Source organism: Mycolicibacterium fallax, from assembly GCF_010726955.1.
Lineage (GTDB): Bacteria > Actinomycetota > Actinomycetes > Mycobacteriales > Mycobacteriaceae > Mycobacterium > Mycobacterium fallax.
Genome location: NZ_AP022603.1, coordinates 747,718 through 764,131 on the forward strand (window position 1 = coordinate 747,718; position 16,414 = coordinate 764,131).

The window sequence follows — 16,414 nt, forward strand, 5'->3', positions numbered from 1 at the left end:
GATGTCCACTTTTGCCATGCCCCGCGTCGACCTGCGTGACCGCAGCCTGTCGGCGGCCCAGCTGCGCGCCGCCCTGCCCCGCGGCGGGGTCGACGTCGACGCGGTGGTGCCCGCGGTGCGCCCGATCGTCGCCGACGTCGCCGACCGCGGCGCCGAGGCGGCCCTGGAATACGGCGCCCGCTTCGACGGGGTGCGCCCGGACGCCGTGCGGGTGCCGGCCGCCGCGCTGCGCGACGCGCTGGCGGCGCTGGACCCCGAGGTCCGGGCCGCCCTGGCGGTCGCCATCGACCGGACCCGCGCCGTGCACGCCGATCAGCGCCGCACCGACACCGTCACCGAGCTGGGCCCCGGCGCGGTGGTCACCGAACGCTGGGTGCCGGTCGAGCGGGTCGGGCTGTATGTGCCCGGCGGCAACGCCGTCTACCCGTCGTCGGTGGTGATGAACGTGGTCCCGGCCCAGACCGCCGGGGTCGATTCGCTGGTGATCGCCAGCCCGCCGCAGCGGGCCAACGCCGGGCTGCCGCACCCGACCATCCTGGCCGCGGCCGCCCTGCTCGGGGTCACCGAGGTGTGGGCGGTCGGCGGGGCGCAGGGCATCGCGCTGCTGGCGCACGGCGGCGTCGACACCGACGGCCTTGAGCTGGCCCCGGTCGACCTGATCACCGGGCCGGGCAACATCTACGTGACCGCCGCCAAGCGGATCTGCCGCGCCCAGGTCGGCATCGACGCCGAGGCCGGGCCCACCGAGATCGCCATCCTGGCCGACGACACCGCCGACCCGGCGCACCTGGCCGCCGATCTGATCAGCCAGGCCGAGCACGACGAGATGGCCGCCAGCGTGCTGGTCACCGCCAGCACCGAGCTGGCCGACGCCGTCGACGCCGCGCTGACCGAGCAGCTGGCCGGCACCGTGCACCGGGACCGGGTGCTCACCGCGCTGTCGGGCCCGCAGTCGGCGACCGTGCTGGTCGACGACCTGGACGGCGGGGTGCGGGTGGTCAACACCTACGCCGCCGAGCACCTGGAGATCCAGACCGCCGACGCGGCCGCGGTGGCGGCCCGGATCCGTTCGGCCGGAGCCATTTTCGTCGGTGCCTTCGCCCCGGTCAGCCTCGGCGACTACTGCGCCGGCTCCAACCATGTGCTGCCCACCGCGGGCAGCGCCCGGCACTCCAGCGGGCTGTCGGTACAGACCTTCCTGCGCGGCATCCACGTCGTCGAGCACACCGAGGCCGCGCTCAAGGACGTCGCCGGACACGTCATCGCGCTGGCGAAGGCCGAGGACCTGCCCGCCCACGGCGAGGCGGTCCGGCGCAGGTTCGAACGATGAGCGCCGTCCCCGGCGCGGCGATCGGGCTCGACGAGCTGCCGCTGCGCGCCGACCTGCGCGGGAAAAGCCCCTACGGCGCACCGCAGTTGAGTGTTCCGGTGCAGCTGAACACCAACGAGAACCCGCACCCGCCGAGCGCGGCCCTGGTCGCCGACGTCGCCGCGGCGGTCGCGGCCGCCGCCGCCGCGCTGCACCGCTACCCGGACCGCGACGCCGTCGCGCTGCGGACCGACCTGGCGGCCTACCTCAGCGCCCGCACCGGCGTGCCGCTGGCCACCGAAAACCTTTGGGCGGCAAACGGATCCAACGAGGTGCTGCAGCAGCTGCTGCAGGCGTTCGGTGGGCCGGGACGCAGCGCGCTGGGATTCGTGCCGTCCTACTCGATGCACCCGATCATCGCCGACGCCACCCAGACCCGCTGGGTCACCGCGCCCCGGGGCGCCGACTTCGGCCTGGACGTCGCGGTGGCCGTCGCCGCCATCGCCGAGCACCGGCCCGACGTCGTCTTCGTCACCAGCCCGAACAACCCGAGCGGTCAGAGCGTCAGCATCGCGGACCTGCGCGCCATCGCGGCCGCGATGACCGGCGGGGTGCTGATCGTCGACGAGGCCTACGGCGAGTTCTCCGGCCAGCCCAGCGCGGTGTGCCTGATCGACGAGTTCCCCGACCGGCTGGTGGTCAGCCGGACCATGAGCAAGGCGTTCGCCTTCGCCGGCGGGCGGCTGGGCTACCTGGCCGCCGCACCGGCCGTCATCGACGCCATGCTGCTGGTCCGGCTGCCCTATCACCTGTCGGTGCTCACCCAGGTCGCCGCGCGGGCGGCCCTGCGGCACGCCGGCGAAACCCTCGGCAGCGTGGCCACCCTGATCGCCGAGCGGGAGCGGGTGTCCGCGGCGCTGACCGCGCTGGGCTACCGGGTGATCCCCAGCGACGCCAATTTCATCCTGTTCGGCGACTTCACCGACGCCGCGGCGGCCTGGGCCCGCTACCTCGACGACGGGGTGCTGATCCGCGACGTCGGCATACCCCGGCATCTTCGGGTCACCGTCGGGCTGGCCACCGAAAACGACGCCTTCCTGGCCGCCAGCGCCGCGCTGGCCGGCACCGACCTCGTGCAGGAGTCCTCATGACCGATCGCATCGCGCGGGTGCAGCGCACCACCCGGGAGTCCGACATCACCGTCGAGCTCAACCTCGACGGCACCGGGATCACCCAGATCTCCACCGGCGTACCGTTTTTCGACCACATGCTGACCGCGCTGGGCAGCCACGCCAGCTTCGACCTGACGGTATCCGCCACCGGCGACATCGAGATCGAGGCCCACCACACCGTCGAGGACACCGCGATCGTGCTCGGTCAGGCGCTCGGGCAGGCGCTCGGCGACAAGAAGGGCATCCGCCGGTTCGGCGACGCGTTCATCCCGATGGACGAGACGCTGGCGCACGCCGCCGTCGACGTGTCCGGCCGGCCGTACTTCGTGCACACCGGCGAACCGGACTACCTGGTGGACTTCACCATCTCCGGCACCGGCGCGCCGTACCACACCGTGATCAACCGGCACGTGTTCGAATCGCTGGCGCTCAACGCCCGCATCGCGCTGCACGTACGCACGCTGTACGGCCGCGACCCGCACCACATCACCGAGGCCGAGTACAAGGCGGTCGCCCGGGCGCTGCGCCAGGCCGTCGAGCCGGACCCGCGGGTGGCGGGCGTGCCGTCCACCAAGGGCAGCCTGTGAGCAAGTCCGTCGTCATCCTCGATTACGGCTCGGGCAACCTGCGGTCGGCCCAGCGCGCGCTGGAGCGGGTCGGTGCCGTCGTCGAGGTGACCGCCGACCCGGCCGCCGCCGCGACCGCCGACGGCCTGGTGGTCCCGGGCGTCGGCGCGTTCGAGGCCTGCATGAGCGGGCTGCGCGGCATCGGCGGCGACCGGATCATCGCCGAGCGGGTGCGCGCCGCGGCGCCGGTGCTCGGGGTGTGCGTCGGGATGCAGATCCTGTTCGCGCACGGCGTGGAGTTCGGCATCGACACCCCCGGAGCCGCGCTGTGGCCCGGCGCCGTCACCCGGCTGGACGCGCCGATCATCCCGCACATGGGCTGGAACACCGTGACCGCCGACCCCGGCAGCCGGCTGTTCGCCGGTGCGGACCCGGCCACCCGCTACTACTTTGTGCATTCCTACGCCGCGCAGCGGTGGTCCGGGGCCGCCGATGCGGCGCTGAGCTGGTCGCACTACCACGTCCCGTTCCTGGCCGCGGTCGAGGACGGGCCGTTGGCGGCCACGCAGTTCCATCCGGAGAAGAGTGGCGACGCCGGTGCGGCGTTGCTGTCCAATTGGGTTGAAGGGTTGTAACCACGTGTCGTTGATTCTGTTGCCTGCCGTCGATGTCGTCGACGGCAAGGCGGTGCGGTTGGTGCAGGGCCAGGCCGGCAGCGAGACCGAGTACGGGTCGGCGATCGACGCCGCACTGGGCTGGCAGCGCGACGGCGCCGAGTGGATCCACCTGGTGGATCTGGACGCGGCGTTCGGGCGCGGCTCCAACCGCGAGCTGCTCGCCGAGGTGGTCGGCCGGCTCGACGTGCAGGTTGAGCTGTCCGGCGGCATCCGCGACGACGAGTCGCTGGCCGCCGCGCTGGCCACCGGCTGCACCCGGGTCAACCTGGGCACCGCCGCGCTGGAGAACCCCAAGTGGTGCGCCAAGGCGATCGCCGAGCACGGCGAGCGGGTCGCGGTCGGCCTGGACGTGCAGATCGTCGACGGCAAGCACCGGCTGCGCGGCCGGGGCTGGGAGACCGACGGCGGGGACCTGTGGCCGGTGCTGGAGCGCCTCGACGCCGAGGGCTGCTCACGGTTCGTCGTCACCGACGTCACCAAGGACGGCACCCTGACCGGGCCGAACCTGGACCTGCTGGAAACCGTTGCCGAGTGCACCGACGCCCCGGTGATCGCCTCCGGCGGGGTGTCCAGCCTGGACGATCTGCGCGCGATTGCCACCCTGGTCGATTCCGGCGTGGAGGGCGCGATCGTCGGAAAGGCGCTCTACGCCGAGCGTTTCACCCTGCCGCAGGCCCTGCAAGCCGTTCGCGGGTAGTCGATGACCGCGCCGTTCGCCGCCCTGGTGGAGGTCGCCGCCGGGATCCTCGACGGGGTGTCCGATGAGTTCATTGCCGGGCACCGGGCCGATTCCGCGGTGGCCAAGGGGGGCAACGACTTCGCCACCGAGGTCGACCTGGCCATCGAGCGCCGCGTTGTCGCCGAACTCACCCGCACCACCGGAATCGGTGTGCACGGCGAGGAATTCGGCGGCGCGGCAATCGATTCGGAGCTGGTCTGGGTGCTCGACCCGATCGACGGGACGTTCAACTATGCCGCCGGGTCCCCGATGGCGGCGATCCTGCTCGGGCTGCTGCGCCGCGGTGAACCGGTCGCCGGGCTGGCCTGGCTGCCGTTCGTCGGGCAGCGCTACCGGGGGCTGGCCGACGGGCCGGTGCGGTGCAACGAGCACGTGTTGGGGGCGCTGGAGCCGAGGACGCTGGCCGATTCGATCGTCGGGATCGGCACCTTCAACATCGATTCCCGCGGCCACTTTCCGGGCGGGTACCGGGCCACCGTGCTGGAGGGCCTGAGCCGTCGCTGCTCACGGATCCGGATGCACGGTGCCACCGGCATCGACCTGGCCTACGTGGCGGCCGGAATCCTCGGCGGCGCAATCAGTTTCGGCCACCACGTGTGGGATCATGCGGCCGGGGTGGCGCTGATCCGGGGCGTCGGTGGCATCGTCACCGACCTCGACGGGGCGCCGTGGACCCCGGCGTCGCGCTCGGCACTGGCCGCAGCGCCGGGGGTGCACGCCGAGATGCTGGAAATCGTTCGGGCGGCCGGAAACCGGGAGGACTACCGATGAACAATGAGCTGGCGATCCGGATCATTCCGTGCCTGGACGTCGACGGCGGCCGGGTGGTCAAGGGGGTGAACTTCGAGAACCTGCGCGACGCGGGCGATCCGGTGGAGTTGGCCGCCCGCTATGACGCCGAGGGCGCCGACGAGCTGACCTTCCTGGACGTCACCGCGTCCTCGTCGGGCCGGGCCACCATGCTGGAGGTGGTGCGCCGCACGGCTGAGCAGATCTTCATCCCGCTGACCGTCGGCGGCGGGGTCCGCTCGGTCGAGGACGTCGACGTGCTGCTGCGCGCCGGGGCGGACAAGGTGTCGGTCAACACCGCCGCGATCGACCGGCCCGAGCTGCTGGCCGAGCTGTCCCGCCAGTTCGGTTCGCAGTGCATCGTGCTGTCGGTGGATGCGCGCACCGTGCCCGCGGGTGGCGCCCCGACCGCCTCGGGCTGGGAGGTCACCACCCACGGCGGCCGCCGCGGCACCGGGATCGACGCCGTGCAGTGGGCGGCCCGCGGCGCGGAACTCGGGGTGGGGGAGATCCTGCTGAACTCCATGGACGCCGACGGCACCAAGGCCGGCTTCGACCTGACCATGCTGCGCGCGGTGCGCGCCGCGGTGAGCGTGCCGATCATCGCCAGCGGTGGTGCCGGCGCCGTCGAGCACTTCGCCCCCGCCGTCGAGGCGGGCGCCGATGCGGTGCTGGCCGCCAGCGTGTTTCACTTCGGCGAGCTGACCATTCCGCAGGTGAAGGCCGCGATGGCCGCGGCGGGGGTGACCGTCCGATGAGCGAGCCGGTAGGCGAGCGAATCGGCGACATCGGGCACCGTCCGATGAGCGAGCCGGTAGGCGAGCTCGACCCCGCGATCGCCGGGCGGCTCAAGCGCAACGCCGACGGCCTGTTCACCGCCGTCGTGCAGGAGCGCGGCACCGGTGCCGTGCTGATGGTGGCCTGGATGGACGACGCCGCGCTGGCCCGCACGCTGGCCAGCCGGGAGGCGACCTACTTCTCCCGGTCCCGCGGCGAGCAGTGGATCAAGGGCGCGACCTCCGGCCACACCCAGCGGGTGCACTCGGTGCGGCTGGACTGCGACGGGGATGCGGTGCTGCTGACCGTCGACCAGGTCGGCGGGGCCTGCCACACCGGTGATCACAGCTGTTTCGACGCCGACCGGCTGTTGTAATCGCCCCGGCGGCGCCGCGCGCCGGCCTGGGCGGTGCGGTCTCTCGGAGACGGACGTACCAATCGCGGCGAAACCCCCAAATGGGTGCCTCATCAGACCCTCTGGTCACGTTGGTCCCGAACGGTACGTCGGTCTACGGACCAGATAACCGCACCCATGGAGATCGCGGTAGCCGCCGAAATCGCGGCCAAAATTGGCGTTCCGGGGTGTGGCTTTCGTCACACCACGGGCGTAGGGTCGAATGTATGTTCGATTGGATGACGTCGGAGGCGGTCGGGTCCGCTGACGGTTCGGCGCTGGTCACCGCGCTGGCGGAGGCGCGCCGCGTCGAGGCGGTCGCGGCGGGGGCCCGGTTCATGGCGATCGCGGAGTTGTTGGTGCGCAACGAGGCGGCCGGCGACGAGGAGGCGGCGCTGGACGGCTGGGCGAACACCACCAGCGAGGTCGGCGCGGCGCTGGGGATCACCGCGCGGCGGGCGTCCTCGCTGGTGCACACCGCGCGGGCGTTGCGGAATCGGCTGCCCAGGATCGGCGCGTTGTTGCGGACCGGGACGATCTGCGAGCGGGTTGCGACGGTGATGTGCTGGCGCACCATGCTGTTGTCGCCGGAGGCCGCGGCGGCCGTCGATACGGATTTGGCGGAGGCGGTGGCCGATTGCGCCCGGCGGCTCGGCGACATCGGCCGGTTGCCGGACACCGGGTTGGAGATGCTGGTCGACACCGCGGTCTGCGCCCATGATCCCGACGCCCGGTATCGGGTGCATCGCAGCGCGCGGGGGCGGACCTTCGAGGTCGGCAAGGCCGATGACGAATTGGGTGTGGCCACGGTGTGGGGGGCGTTGCTGGCCTCGGACAAGCCGTTGGTGGAGCGGACCATTGATCGGGTGGTCGCCGGGGTGTGCAAGGAGGATCCGCGCGGGGCCGGCGAATTGCGTTCCGACGCCGCGGCGTTGCTGCTGACGATGGGCGGGGATCGGTTGGCGTGTCGGTGTAATCGCCCCGAGTGTCCGCAGAACGACGGCAGCGGCGTGGCGGATCGGTCCCGGGCCGGCAAGGTGATCGTGCATGTGCTGGCCGATCAGGCGGCGGTGGATGCGGCGGTGGCCGAGGTGGCCTCGGCGCCGAGCATCGGTCGGCCCTGGCTGGAGTCCCAGGATCACACCGTCGTGGTGCATGTCCCGCAGGACAGTTGGGAACATCGGTACAGCCCCGCGGAGATGGCGGCCCGGCTGGCCGCGGCCGCCGTCCATGACCCAGATGAGGGCCCAGACGAGGACCCCGTCGAGCTGCGCGCTCCGGCCGACCCGGGGCTGGATGCCGCGCTGGCTGAATTGCTGGCCGCCGAGACCCCAGCCCCGCGGGCGTGTACCCGCGCGCACGGTCTGCGGCCGCCCAAGCCGCCGCCCACGCCGACGTCGCCGGCAGCTGGCCGCGGTGTTGCGGTGATGGTCGGCGGGCCGGTGGTGCCGATCCCGCTGCTGGCGGAGCTGATTCGCACCGGGGCGACGCTCAAGGCACTGGCACCCCCGGGTGCCGAGCCGGAGCCGCATTACCGGCCGTCGGCGCGGTTGGCGTTGTGGGATCAGGCCCGGGACCTGCTGTGCCGGTTTCCCGGCTGCAGCAAGCCGGCCGACCGCTGCGATATCGACCATGTGACTCCGTATCCGCACGGGCCGACGCATCCGGGCAACAACGGCTGCGACTGCCGGACGCATCACCTGGCCAAGACCTTCGCCGGGTGGCGGTGCGTGCAGGCCGCCGACGGGACGCTGACCTGGACCAGTCCGAACGGGGCCCGCTATGCCACCGTGCCGCTGGGCGGATTGCTGTTCCCGCAGTGGGACATCGTGACGCCGCTGCCCGCGGCGGCGGCGGACGCCCAGGCGTCGAAGACCGCCGAGGGGCAGCGGGGATTGGCGATGCCGAAGCGGTGTCGCACCCGCGCCCAGGACCAGGCCGCCCGGATCGCGGCCGAACGCGCGGCCAACCACATCGAGAACAGTGCCTACGACGCCGAGATGGAGGCCGCCTTCGCCGCGGCGCAAGACGAACCGGACGAGGACGACGAACCGCCGCCGTTTTAGCCGGCCAGGATCCGGCGGATGTCCCACAGATGGTGGTGGCACTCGTGCACGGGCACCCGCAGGGCCCCGAGCGCCGTGAGGGTGCCCGCCTCGGGATGGTGGAACTCCATCCCCGCGGGCAGTGCGTTGACCGCGTGGGTGAAATCGCCGTGCGCCCGCCGCAACGAGCCCATCGCGGCCTCGTACGGGATCTCCGGATAGTGCCGCGCCGCGGCCAGCGCATTCTGGTCATACGGTGCAACCCGCGGCTCGGCCATTTTCGGCAGGGCGGCGAAGCGCTCCACCCAGATGTGCTCGTTGTCGGCGACGTGACAGACATACTCACCGACCGACCAGGCCAGCGCGTCGATGCGGGCGCGGTAGCTCTGCGCGGTGACCGCGTCGGCATAACCGTGGTGAATCCGGTCGTGCTCGGCCAGCACCTGCTCGTAGGGCTGCCGCCAGCCGAAACCACACTCTCGGCAGGGTTCTCCGTACTCTGCGACGCCGGGCTGGATCATCAATCGATACTCGCACGGGTTCGGGCGGTCCAGCGGCCCTCAACGTGACCGACCTCGATCGGGTGGGCGAACGCGGCCGTCACGCCACCCAGTGCTTGCCGTCCCGGCGGAAGGTGACCTCGGGCGGTCACCGCGCGCGCAACACCTGCAGGGCCTTGTCGGCGTGCACGTCCATCGACAGCTCGCTGGAGATCACCTCGAGCACCCGCCGGTCGGTGTCGATCACGAAGGTGGTCCGCTTGACCGGCATCAGCTTGCCCAGCAGCCCGCGCTTGACCCCGAACGCGGCCGCCACGGCGCCGTCGGCGTCCGACAGCAGGGGATAGTCGAAGTTCTCCTTCTCGGCGAACTTGGCCTGCTTGGCCACCGCATCGGTGCTGATCCCGACCCGCTGCCCGCCGGCGGCGGCGAACTCCGCGGCCAGGTCACGGAAGTGGCAGGCCTCCTTGGTGCAGCCCGGGGTCATCGCGGCCGGGTAGAAGAACAGCACCACGGGTCCGTCGGCCAACAGTTCCGACAGGCGACGCGGTGCGCCGCTCTGGTCCGCCAGGGTGAAGTCGTCGACGATATCTCCGGGTCGCATACCGGCCACGCTACTCGGAGCCGGCGACGCGGGGTCTGGGAAGATGGTCTGGGAAGATGGTGCGGTGCCCTCCCACCCCAACGTCGCCGTGACCACCACCCGGGCCGAGTTCACCGCGCTGGCCGCCGAACATCGGGTCGTCCCGGTGACCCGAAAGGTGCTCGCCGACAGTGAGACCCCGCTGTCGGCGTACCGCAAGCTCGCCGCCAACCGCCCCGGCACCTTCCTGCTGGAGTCAGCGGAGAACGGCCGGTCCTGGTCGCGGTGGTCGTTCATCGGCGCCGGGGCCCCGTCCGCGCTGACCGTCCGCGACGGGCAGGCCTGCTGGCTCGGGGCCACCCCCGAGGGGGCCCCGACCGGGGGCGACCCGCTGGCGGTGCTGCGCGACGCGCTGGCGCTGCTGGCCACCGAACCGCTGGGCGATCTGCCGCCGCTGTCCGGCGGCATGGTCGGTTTCATGGCCTACGACATGGTGCGCCGGCTGGAACGGCTGCCCGAGCTGGCCACCGATGACCTGGGCCTGCCCGACATGCTGATGCTGCTGGCCACCGACATCGCCGCCGTCGACCACCACGAGGGCACCATCACCCTGATCGCCAATGCGGTGAACTGGAACGGCACCGACGAGCACGTCGACGACGCCTACGACGACGCGATGGCCCGGCTGGACGTGATGACCGCCGCACTGGGTGAACCGTTGCCCTCCACGGTGGCGACCTTCTCCCGGCCCGCGCCCGAGCACCGCTCGCAGCGCACGCCGCAGGAATACTCCGCGATCGTCGACAAACTGATCGGCGACATCGAGGCCGGCGAGGCGTTCCAGGTGGTGCCCTCGCAGCGTTTCGAGATGACGACCGCGGCCGACCCCATCGACGTCTACCGGATGCTGCGGGTCACCAACCCGAGCCCGTACATGTATCTGATGCAGGTGCCCGACGGCGACGGCGGTACCGCGTTCTCCATCGTCGGCTCCAGCCCGGAGGCACTGGTCACCGTCGCCGACGGCCGCGCGACCACGCACCCGATCGCCGGCACCCGGTGGCGCGGGGAGACCGAGGAGGAGGACGTCCTGCTCGCCAAGGACCTGCTGGCCGACGAGAAGGAGCGCTCCGAGCACCTGATGCTCGTCGACCTCGGCCGCAACGACCTGGGGCGGGTGTGCGTGCCCGGCAGCGTGCGGGTCGAGGACTACAGCCACATCGAGCGGTACAGCCACGTCATGCACCTGGTGTCGACGGTGACCGGCGAGCTGGCCGAGGGCAAGACCGCCCTGGACGCGGTGGCCGCCTGCTTCCCGGCGGGCACCCTGACCGGCGCGCCGAAGGTGCGGGCGATGGAGCTGATCGAGGAGGTCGAACTGACCCGCCGCGGACTGTACGGCGGGGTGGTCGGCTACCTCGACTTCGCCGGCAACGCCGACTTCGCCATCGCCATCCGCACCGCCCTGATGCGCGACGGCACCGCGTTCGTGCAGGCCGGCGGCGGTGTGGTGGCCGACTCCAACGGGCCCTACGAGTACAACGAGTCGCACAACAAGGCCAAGGCCGTGCTCAACGCGGTGGCCGCCGCCGAGACGCTGGGCCCGCCCCGTGGCTGACCGCCGGCTGCGTGTTGCGCAGCTGCTGCTGCTGCTGGCCGCGCTCGGGCTGTGGGGCGCCTCCCGGCTGACCTGGGTGTCGCTGACCTCCGCCGACGGGCTGGGGCAGCCCCGGTCGGTCGCGCTGACCGGCGCGGACTGGTCCACCGGCCTGGTGCCGCTGGCGCTGCTGCTGGCCGCGGTCGCGGTCGCCGCCCTGGCGGTGCGCGGGGTGCTGCTGCGGGTGCTGGCGCTGCTGCTGGCCGCATCGGTGGCCGCGGTCGGTTACCTCGGGGTCAGCCAGTGGGTGATCCCCGACGTGCGCCCGCGTGCCGCCGAACTCAGCGAACTGCCGATGCACACCCTGGTCGCGGTCGACCGGCACTACCCCGGGGCGGTCCTCACCCTGGTCGCGGCGCTGCTCGGGCTGGCCGCCGCGGTGCTGTTGCTGCGTGCGGCGAGCGCCGCCTCGGCGGGCGACGGCCGGTACGCCAGCCCCGGTGCCCGGCGCGACGACGCGGCCCGCGCGGCCGACGCGCAGACCCCGATGTCGGAGCGGATGATGTGGGACGCCATCGACGAGGGCCACGACCCGACGGCGTCGGACCCGGGCAGCCAGGGCCGGTGAACCGCCGGGCGCCGGAGACGGCTACCCTTCATGCACACCCCTCCAGACCGGTTCCGCAGGAAAAGGAGACGTCAGCCATGACCTCGGCGAGCGTGCTCGACTCCATCATCGACGGAGTCCGCGCCGACGTTGCCGCCCGGCAATCCGTCATCGGCATGGCCGAGATCAAGGCCGCCGCGGAGGCCGCGGCACCGCCCCGGGATGTGCTGGCCGCGCTGCGCGAACCCGGCATCGGGGTCATCGCCGAGGTGAAGCGGGCCAGCCCGTCGCGCGGGGCGCTGGCGCACATCGCCGACCCGGCCGACCTGGCCCGCGCCTACCAGGACGGCGGCGCCCGGATCATCAGCGTGCTGACCGAGGAGCGTCGCTTCCACGGGTCGCTGGCCGACCTGGACGCGGTCCGCGCCGCGGTGTCGATTCCGGTGCTGCGCAAGGACTTCATCGTCGGGCCCTACCAGATCCACGAGGCCCGCGCGCACGGCGCCGACATGGTGCTGCTGATCGTCGCGGCGCTCGAGCAGCCGGCCCTGGAGTCGATGCTGGATCGCGCCGAATCGCTCGGGATGACCGCGCTGGTCGAGGTGCACACCGAGGAGGAGGCGGACCGGGCACTGCAGGCCGGAGCCACCGTCATCGGCGTCAACGCCCGCGACCTCAAGACCCTCACCGTGGACCGGGACTGCTTTGCAAGGATCGCCCCCGGGCTGCCCAGCACGGTGATCCGGGTGGCCGAATCGGGCGTTCGCGGCACCGCCGATCTGCTGGCCTACGCCGGCGCGGGCGCCGACGCCGTGCTGGTCGGCGAGGGCCTGGTCACCAGCGGTGATCCGCGCAGCGCGGTCGCCGACCTGGTCACCGCGGGCACCCACCCGTCCTGCCCGAAGCCGGCGCGCTGACCTCGATGGACAGCACCCCCGGGCTCCCGCGCGCCAGCGCCGGTGTAGCGGAGCCGAGCCACCACGATCCCGACGCCCGCGGCCACTTCGGTGTGTACGGCGGCCGATTCGTCGCCGAGGCGCTGATGGCGGTCATCGAAGAGGTCACCGCCGCCTACGAGAAGGCCCGCACCGACCGGACGTTCCTGGACGAACTCGACCGGCTGCAGGCCGACTACGCCGGCCGTCCGTCGCCGCTGTACGAGGCCACCCGGCTGTCCGAGCACGCCGGCGGGGCCCGAATCTTCCTCAAGCGCGAGGACCTCAACCACACCGGTTCGCACAAGATCAACAATGTGCTCGGGCAGGCGCTGCTGGCCCGCACCATGGGCAAGAGCCGGATCATCGCCGAGACCGGCGCCGGTCAGCACGGCGTCGCCACCGCGACCGCGTGCGCGCTGCTCGGGCTGCAGTGCGTCGTCTACATGGGCGCGGTCGACACCGCCCGGCAGGCGCTCAACGTGGCCCGGATGCGGCTGCTCGGCGCCGAGGTCGTCGCCGTCTCCACCGGCTCGGCGACCCTGAAGGACGCCATCAGCGAGGCGTTCCGGGACTGGGTGACCAACGCCGCCGACACCTACTACTGCTTCGGGACCGCCGCCGGCCCGCACCCGTTCCCGGTGATGGTGCGCGACTTCCAGCGGGTCATCGGGTTTGAGGCCCGCGCGCAGATCCAGTCCCGCACCGGCGCGCTGCCCGACGCCGTCGTCGCCTGCATCGGCGGGGGCTCCAACGCGATCGGCGCGTTCCACGCCTTCCTCGACGACCCGTCGGTGCGGCTGGTCGGGTTGGAGGCCGCCGGCGAGGGCATGCAGTCCGGCCGGCACGCCGCCACCTTCACCGGGGGAACCCCCGGGGCATTCCAGGGCTCGTACTCCTACCTGCTGCAGGACGAGGACGGCCAGACCGTCGAATCGCATTCCATCTCAGCCGGATTGGACTATCCGGGGGTCGGCCCCGAGCACGCGTACCTCAAGGACACCGGGCGTGCGCAGTACCGGCCGATCACCGACGCCGAGGCGATGGATGCGTTCGGCCTGCTGTGCCGCACCGAGGGCATCATCCCGGCGATCGAGTCCGCGCACGCGGTCGCCGGCGCACTGCAACTCGGTCGGGAACTGGGCCCCGGCGCGGTGATCATCTGCAACCTCAGCGGCCGTGGCGACAAGGACGTCGAGACCGCCGCCAAGTGGTTCGGCCTGTTCGACACCGAGGCCACCGAATGACCGTCGATCAGTCCGGCCGGCTGGGTCCGATCTTCGCCGCCTGCCGGGAGCAGAACCGCGGTGCACTCATCGGTTACCTGCCGACCGGCTATCCCGACGTCGACACCTCGATCGACGCGATGACCGCCCTGGTCGAATCCGGTTGCGACATCGTCGAAGTCGGCATCTCCTACTCCGATCCCGGAATGGACGGGCCGACCATCGCCTCGGCCACCGAGCTGGCGCTGCAGCGCGGGGTGCGGGTCCGGGACTCGCTGCGCGCGGTCGAGGCGATCAGCGCGTCGGGTGGCCATGCCGTGGTGATGACCTACTGGAACCTGGTGCTGCACTACGGGATCGACGCCTTCGCCCGCGATCTGGCCGCCGCAGGCGGACTGGGCATCATCACCCCCGACCTGATCCCCGAGGAGGCCGACGACTGGCTGGCCGCCGCGGCCACCCACCGGCTGGATCCGATCTTCCTGGTCGCGCCCTCCTCGACGCCCGAGCGACTGGCGATGACCGTGTCGCACTGCCGGGGGATGGTGTACGTCGCCTCCACCATGGGGGTGACCGGAGCCCGCGACACCGTCTCCAGCGCGGCGCCGGAACTGGTCGCCCGGGTGCGCGCGGTTTCGGACATCCCGTGCGGGGTCGGCCTGGGGGTGCGCTCCGGCGCCCAGGCCGCCGACATCGCCGGCTACGCAGACGGGGTGATCGTCGGATCGGCCCTGGTTTCGGCGTTGGGGGACAACGGTCTCCCGGCGCTGCGCACGTTGACCGCTGAACTTGCCGCTGGGGTGCGGCAGAGGGGCTAGGTAGCTGGGTGAGCACGACGTTGTTGGCGTATTTCCCCAGCCCGCCGCAGGGAGTCTGGTTCCTGGGCTCGGTCCCGCTGCGCGCCTATGCGATTTGCATCATCATCGGCATCATCGCCGCGCTGATGCTCGGCGACCGCCGCTGGGTGGCCCGCGGCGGCGAACCCGGGGTGATCTACGACGTCGCGCTGTGGGCGGTCCCGTTCGGCCTGGTCGGCGGCCGGCTGTACCACGTGTTGACCGACTGGAAAATCTATTTCGGCCCGCAGGGCCACGGCCTGCTTGCCGCGCTGCGGATCTGGGACGGCGGCCTGGGCATCTGGGGTGCGGTCGCACTCGGCGGCGTCGGCGCCTGGATCGCCTGCCGTCGACGCGGAATCCCGCTGCCCGCCTTCGGCGATGCCGTCGCGCCGGGAGTCATCCTCGCGCAGGCCATCGGCCGGCTCGGGAACTACTTCAACCAGGAGCTCTACGGCCGGGCCACCACCGTGCCGTGGGGCATGGAGATCTTCGATCGGGGCGCCGGCTGCGGGGCGCAGAGCCAGCCGCTGGACGGGGTCTCGACCGGCCAGGTGTGCGCCGTCGTGCACCCGACCTTCCTCTACGAACTGCTGTGGAACCTGCTGATTTTCGCGGCGCTGATCCTGATCGACCGACGCTACCGAATCGGGCACGGACGACTGTTCGCGCTCTATGTCGCCGGCTACTGCGTCGGACGATTCTGCATTGAGCTGATGCGGGATGACGTCGCAACGCACTTCGAAGGCATCCGGGTCAATTCCTTCACCTCCACCTTCGTGTTCATCGGTGCGGTGGTCTACTTCATCCTCGCGACCAAGGGCCGGGAGGATCCGGCAACGCTGAGCGGTGGGCAGCCCGCCGAGCCGCTGCGCGAGGAGCTGCAGGACCTGGCCGTGGAGCTCCGCAAGGATGTGGTCGCCGCTGCGGCCGGGACCGGGCTGGTGACCGCCGTTGCCCGCGGCAGCGTCGACGGGGCCGGCGACGGGGACAGGGCCGGGGAGATGCAGGCCGACGTGCTGGAGGCCGAGGAGCTCGAGCCCGAGGAGCCAGAGTCTGAGCCCGACACGGTGGCCGAGGACGCCGAACTGGGGGAGGCCGAGGTCGCGGCTCCCGAGGTGAGCGTGGAGTCCGCCGCCGATCTGGAGGACGCCGAGTTCGACGAGGACGTCGACGAGGTCAGCGAGGACGAGTTGGAGGGCCTGCTGGAGGCGCCGGCCGGCGGCGCCCCGCGATCCGAGCAGGCCGAGGACGCAGAGCTGGCTGAGGACGCGGAAGTCTCGGAGGACACCGAGGACACCGAGGACACCGACGCCGAGGACGCCGAGGCGCCGGTTGAGGATCCCGAGCCGGAGGGCGCGGAGCAGCCCGAGGTGCCCCCGCTCGAGTCTGACGCTGACGCTGCCGAGGACGTCGCCGAGGCGGAGGAGCCCGCACTCGAACCCGCTGCCGATGCCGTTGAGGAAGCCGAAGTCGCGGACGCCGTTCAGCCGGCCGAGGGCGCCGAAGTCTCGGAGGCCACCCCTGCGCCGGTTGAGGAGGCTGAGCCTGCGCCGGAGCGGGATGCCGACGCGGCCGAGGACGCCGCAGTCTCAGCGGCCACCCCCGCACCCCGGCGCCGCTGGTTGCGTCGGCGCCGCTGACCTCCGGCGCGGCTACCCT

Annotated in this window: 17 protein-coding genes; 15 read left to right on the top strand and 2 right to left on the bottom strand. The window is 72.1% G+C overall.

From position 1 onward, the window contains the following. The first annotated feature begins 1 nt into the window (after position 1). From hisD to G6N10_RS03555, 9 genes are all read left to right on the top strand, one after another. The gene (gene hisD / locus G6N10_RS03515) at positions 2-1,330 is read left to right on the top strand and encodes a histidinol dehydrogenase (RefSeq protein WP_085098384.1); all 1,329 of its coding nucleotides are present in this window, start codon (positions 2-4) and stop codon (positions 1,328-1,330) included. After that, positions 1,327-2,460 (top strand): histidinol-phosphate transaminase, encoded by a 1,134-nt coding sequence (locus G6N10_RS03520; RefSeq protein ID WP_085098381.1) that lies wholly within the window; start codon positions 1,327-1,329, stop codon positions 2,458-2,460. The genes hisD and G6N10_RS03520 overlap by 4 nt, the downstream gene beginning before the upstream one ends. Then, entirely contained in the window at positions 2,457-3,068 is a 612-nt protein-coding gene (gene hisB, locus G6N10_RS03525) for an imidazoleglycerol-phosphate dehydratase HisB (RefSeq protein WP_085098378.1), read from the top strand. Before G6N10_RS03520 ends, hisB begins: the two co-directional genes overlap by 4 nt. Next, complete coding sequence (gene hisH, locus G6N10_RS03530) at positions 3,065-3,682, top strand: imidazole glycerol phosphate synthase subunit HisH (RefSeq protein ID WP_085098375.1); 618 nt, start codon at positions 3,065-3,067, stop codon at positions 3,680-3,682. Before hisB ends, hisH begins: the two co-directional genes overlap by 4 nt. Positions 3,683-3,686: 4 nt before the next feature. Continuing rightward, positions 3,687-4,421 carry a bifunctional 1-(5-phosphoribosyl)-5-((5-phosphoribosylamino)methylideneamino)imidazole-4-carboxamide isomerase/phosphoribosylanthranilate isomerase PriA gene (gene priA, locus G6N10_RS03535; RefSeq protein WP_085098372.1) on the top strand — a complete coding sequence of 245 codons (735 nt, stop codon included), beginning with the start codon at positions 3,687-3,689 and terminating at the stop codon, positions 4,419-4,421. Between the two features lie 3 nt (positions 4,422-4,424). After that, positions 4,425-5,234: an inositol monophosphatase family protein gene (locus G6N10_RS03540; RefSeq protein ID WP_085098368.1), complete on the top strand. Its 810-nt coding sequence runs from the start codon at positions 4,425-4,427 to the stop codon at positions 5,232-5,234. Then, positions 5,231-6,010, top strand: a complete 780-nt coding sequence (gene hisF, locus G6N10_RS03545) for an imidazole glycerol phosphate synthase subunit HisF (RefSeq protein ID WP_085098365.1) — start codon at positions 5,231-5,233, stop codon at positions 6,008-6,010. Before G6N10_RS03540 ends, hisF begins: the two co-directional genes overlap by 4 nt. Positions 6,011-6,054: 44 nt before the next feature. After that, positions 6,055-6,405, top strand: a complete 351-nt coding sequence (gene hisI, locus G6N10_RS03550) for a phosphoribosyl-AMP cyclohydrolase (protein ID WP_085098568.1) — start codon at positions 6,055-6,057, stop codon at positions 6,403-6,405. A 257-nt stretch (positions 6,406-6,662) separates the two neighbouring features. After that, entirely contained in the window at positions 6,663-8,489 is a 1,827-nt protein-coding gene (locus tag G6N10_RS03555) for an HNH endonuclease signature motif containing protein (protein WP_163742189.1), read from the top strand. Here G6N10_RS03555 and G6N10_RS03560 read toward each other — a convergent pair. Beyond that, on the bottom strand, positions 8,486-8,989 hold the full coding sequence (locus G6N10_RS03560) for a DinB family protein (RefSeq protein WP_085098359.1): 504 nt from the start codon (positions 8,987-8,989) through the stop codon (positions 8,486-8,488). The genes G6N10_RS03555 and G6N10_RS03560 overlap by 4 nt on opposite strands. A 127-nt stretch (positions 8,990-9,116) precedes the next feature. Then, positions 9,117-9,572 carry a peroxiredoxin gene (locus G6N10_RS03565; RefSeq protein WP_085098357.1) on the bottom strand — a complete coding sequence of 152 codons (456 nt, stop codon included), beginning with the start codon at positions 9,570-9,572 and terminating at the stop codon, positions 9,117-9,119. Between the two features lie 43 nt (positions 9,573-9,615). Here G6N10_RS03565 and G6N10_RS03570 point away from each other — a divergent pair, with 43 nt between their 5' ends. The 6 genes from G6N10_RS03570 (at position 9,616) to lgt (ending at position 16,395) form a co-directional block, all read left to right on the top strand. Next, positions 9,616-11,169 (top strand): anthranilate synthase component I, encoded by a 1,554-nt coding sequence (locus tag G6N10_RS03570; RefSeq protein WP_109750570.1) that lies wholly within the window; start codon positions 9,616-9,618, stop codon positions 11,167-11,169. Beyond that, positions 11,162-11,776, top strand: coding sequence for a TIGR02234 family membrane protein (locus G6N10_RS03575; RefSeq protein WP_234810618.1), 615 nt, complete (start codon positions 11,162-11,164; stop codon positions 11,774-11,776). Before G6N10_RS03570 ends, G6N10_RS03575 begins: the two co-directional genes overlap by 8 nt. Positions 11,777-11,853: 77 nt before the next feature. After that, positions 11,854-12,672: an indole-3-glycerol phosphate synthase TrpC gene (gene trpC / locus G6N10_RS03580; RefSeq protein WP_085098354.1), complete on the top strand. Its 819-nt coding sequence runs from the start codon at positions 11,854-11,856 to the stop codon at positions 12,670-12,672. A gap of 5 nt (positions 12,673-12,677) precedes the next feature. Beyond that, positions 12,678-13,937 carry a tryptophan synthase subunit beta gene (gene trpB / locus G6N10_RS03585; protein WP_085098351.1) on the top strand — a complete coding sequence of 420 codons (1,260 nt, stop codon included), beginning with the start codon at positions 12,678-12,680 and terminating at the stop codon, positions 13,935-13,937. After that, positions 13,934-14,734 (top strand): tryptophan synthase subunit alpha, encoded by an 801-nt coding sequence (trpA, locus tag G6N10_RS03590; protein WP_085098348.1) that lies wholly within the window; start codon positions 13,934-13,936, stop codon positions 14,732-14,734. The genes trpB and trpA overlap by 4 nt, the downstream gene beginning before the upstream one ends. Before the next feature lie 8 nt (positions 14,735-14,742). Then, positions 14,743-16,395 (top strand): prolipoprotein diacylglyceryl transferase, encoded by a 1,653-nt coding sequence (gene lgt, locus G6N10_RS03595; protein ID WP_085098345.1) that lies wholly within the window; start codon positions 14,743-14,745, stop codon positions 16,393-16,395. Positions 16,396-16,414 lie beyond the last annotated feature (19 nt).

Coding starts and splice junctions, on each gene's coding strand:
- G6N10_RS03520 (WP_085098381.1), top strand. CDS start 1,327: ATGAGCGCCGTCCCCGGCGCGGCGATCGGGCTCGACGAGCTGCCGCTG.
- trpC (WP_085098354.1), top strand. CDS start 11,854: ATGACCTCGGCGAGCGTGCTCGACTCCATCATCGACGGAGTCCGCGCC.
- trpB (WP_085098351.1), top strand. CDS start 12,678: ATGGACAGCACCCCCGGGCTCCCGCGCGCCAGCGCCGGTGTAGCGGAG.
- G6N10_RS03570 (WP_109750570.1), top strand. CDS start 9,616: ATGGTCTGGGAAGATGGTGCGGTGCCCTCCCACCCCAACGTCGCCGTG.
- hisF (WP_085098365.1), top strand. CDS start 5,231: ATGAACAATGAGCTGGCGATCCGGATCATTCCGTGCCTGGACGTCGAC.
- hisB (WP_085098378.1), top strand. CDS start 2,457: ATGACCGATCGCATCGCGCGGGTGCAGCGCACCACCCGGGAGTCCGAC.
- G6N10_RS03540 (WP_085098368.1), top strand. CDS start 4,425: ATGACCGCGCCGTTCGCCGCCCTGGTGGAGGTCGCCGCCGGGATCCTC.
- G6N10_RS03560 (WP_085098359.1), bottom strand. CDS start 8,989: ATGATCCAGCCCGGCGTCGCAGAGTACGGAGAACCCTGCCGAGAGTGT.
- hisD (WP_085098384.1), top strand. CDS start 2: ATGTCCACTTTTGCCATGCCCCGCGTCGACCTGCGTGACCGCAGCCTG.
- hisI (WP_085098568.1), top strand. CDS start 6,055: ATGAGCGAGCCGGTAGGCGAGCTCGACCCCGCGATCGCCGGGCGGCTC.
- trpA (WP_085098348.1), top strand. CDS start 13,934: ATGACCGTCGATCAGTCCGGCCGGCTGGGTCCGATCTTCGCCGCCTGC.
- G6N10_RS03555 (WP_163742189.1), top strand. CDS start 6,663: ATGACGTCGGAGGCGGTCGGGTCCGCTGACGGTTCGGCGCTGGTCACC.
- G6N10_RS03565 (WP_085098357.1), bottom strand. CDS start 9,572: ATGCGACCCGGAGATATCGTCGACGACTTCACCCTGGCGGACCAGAGC.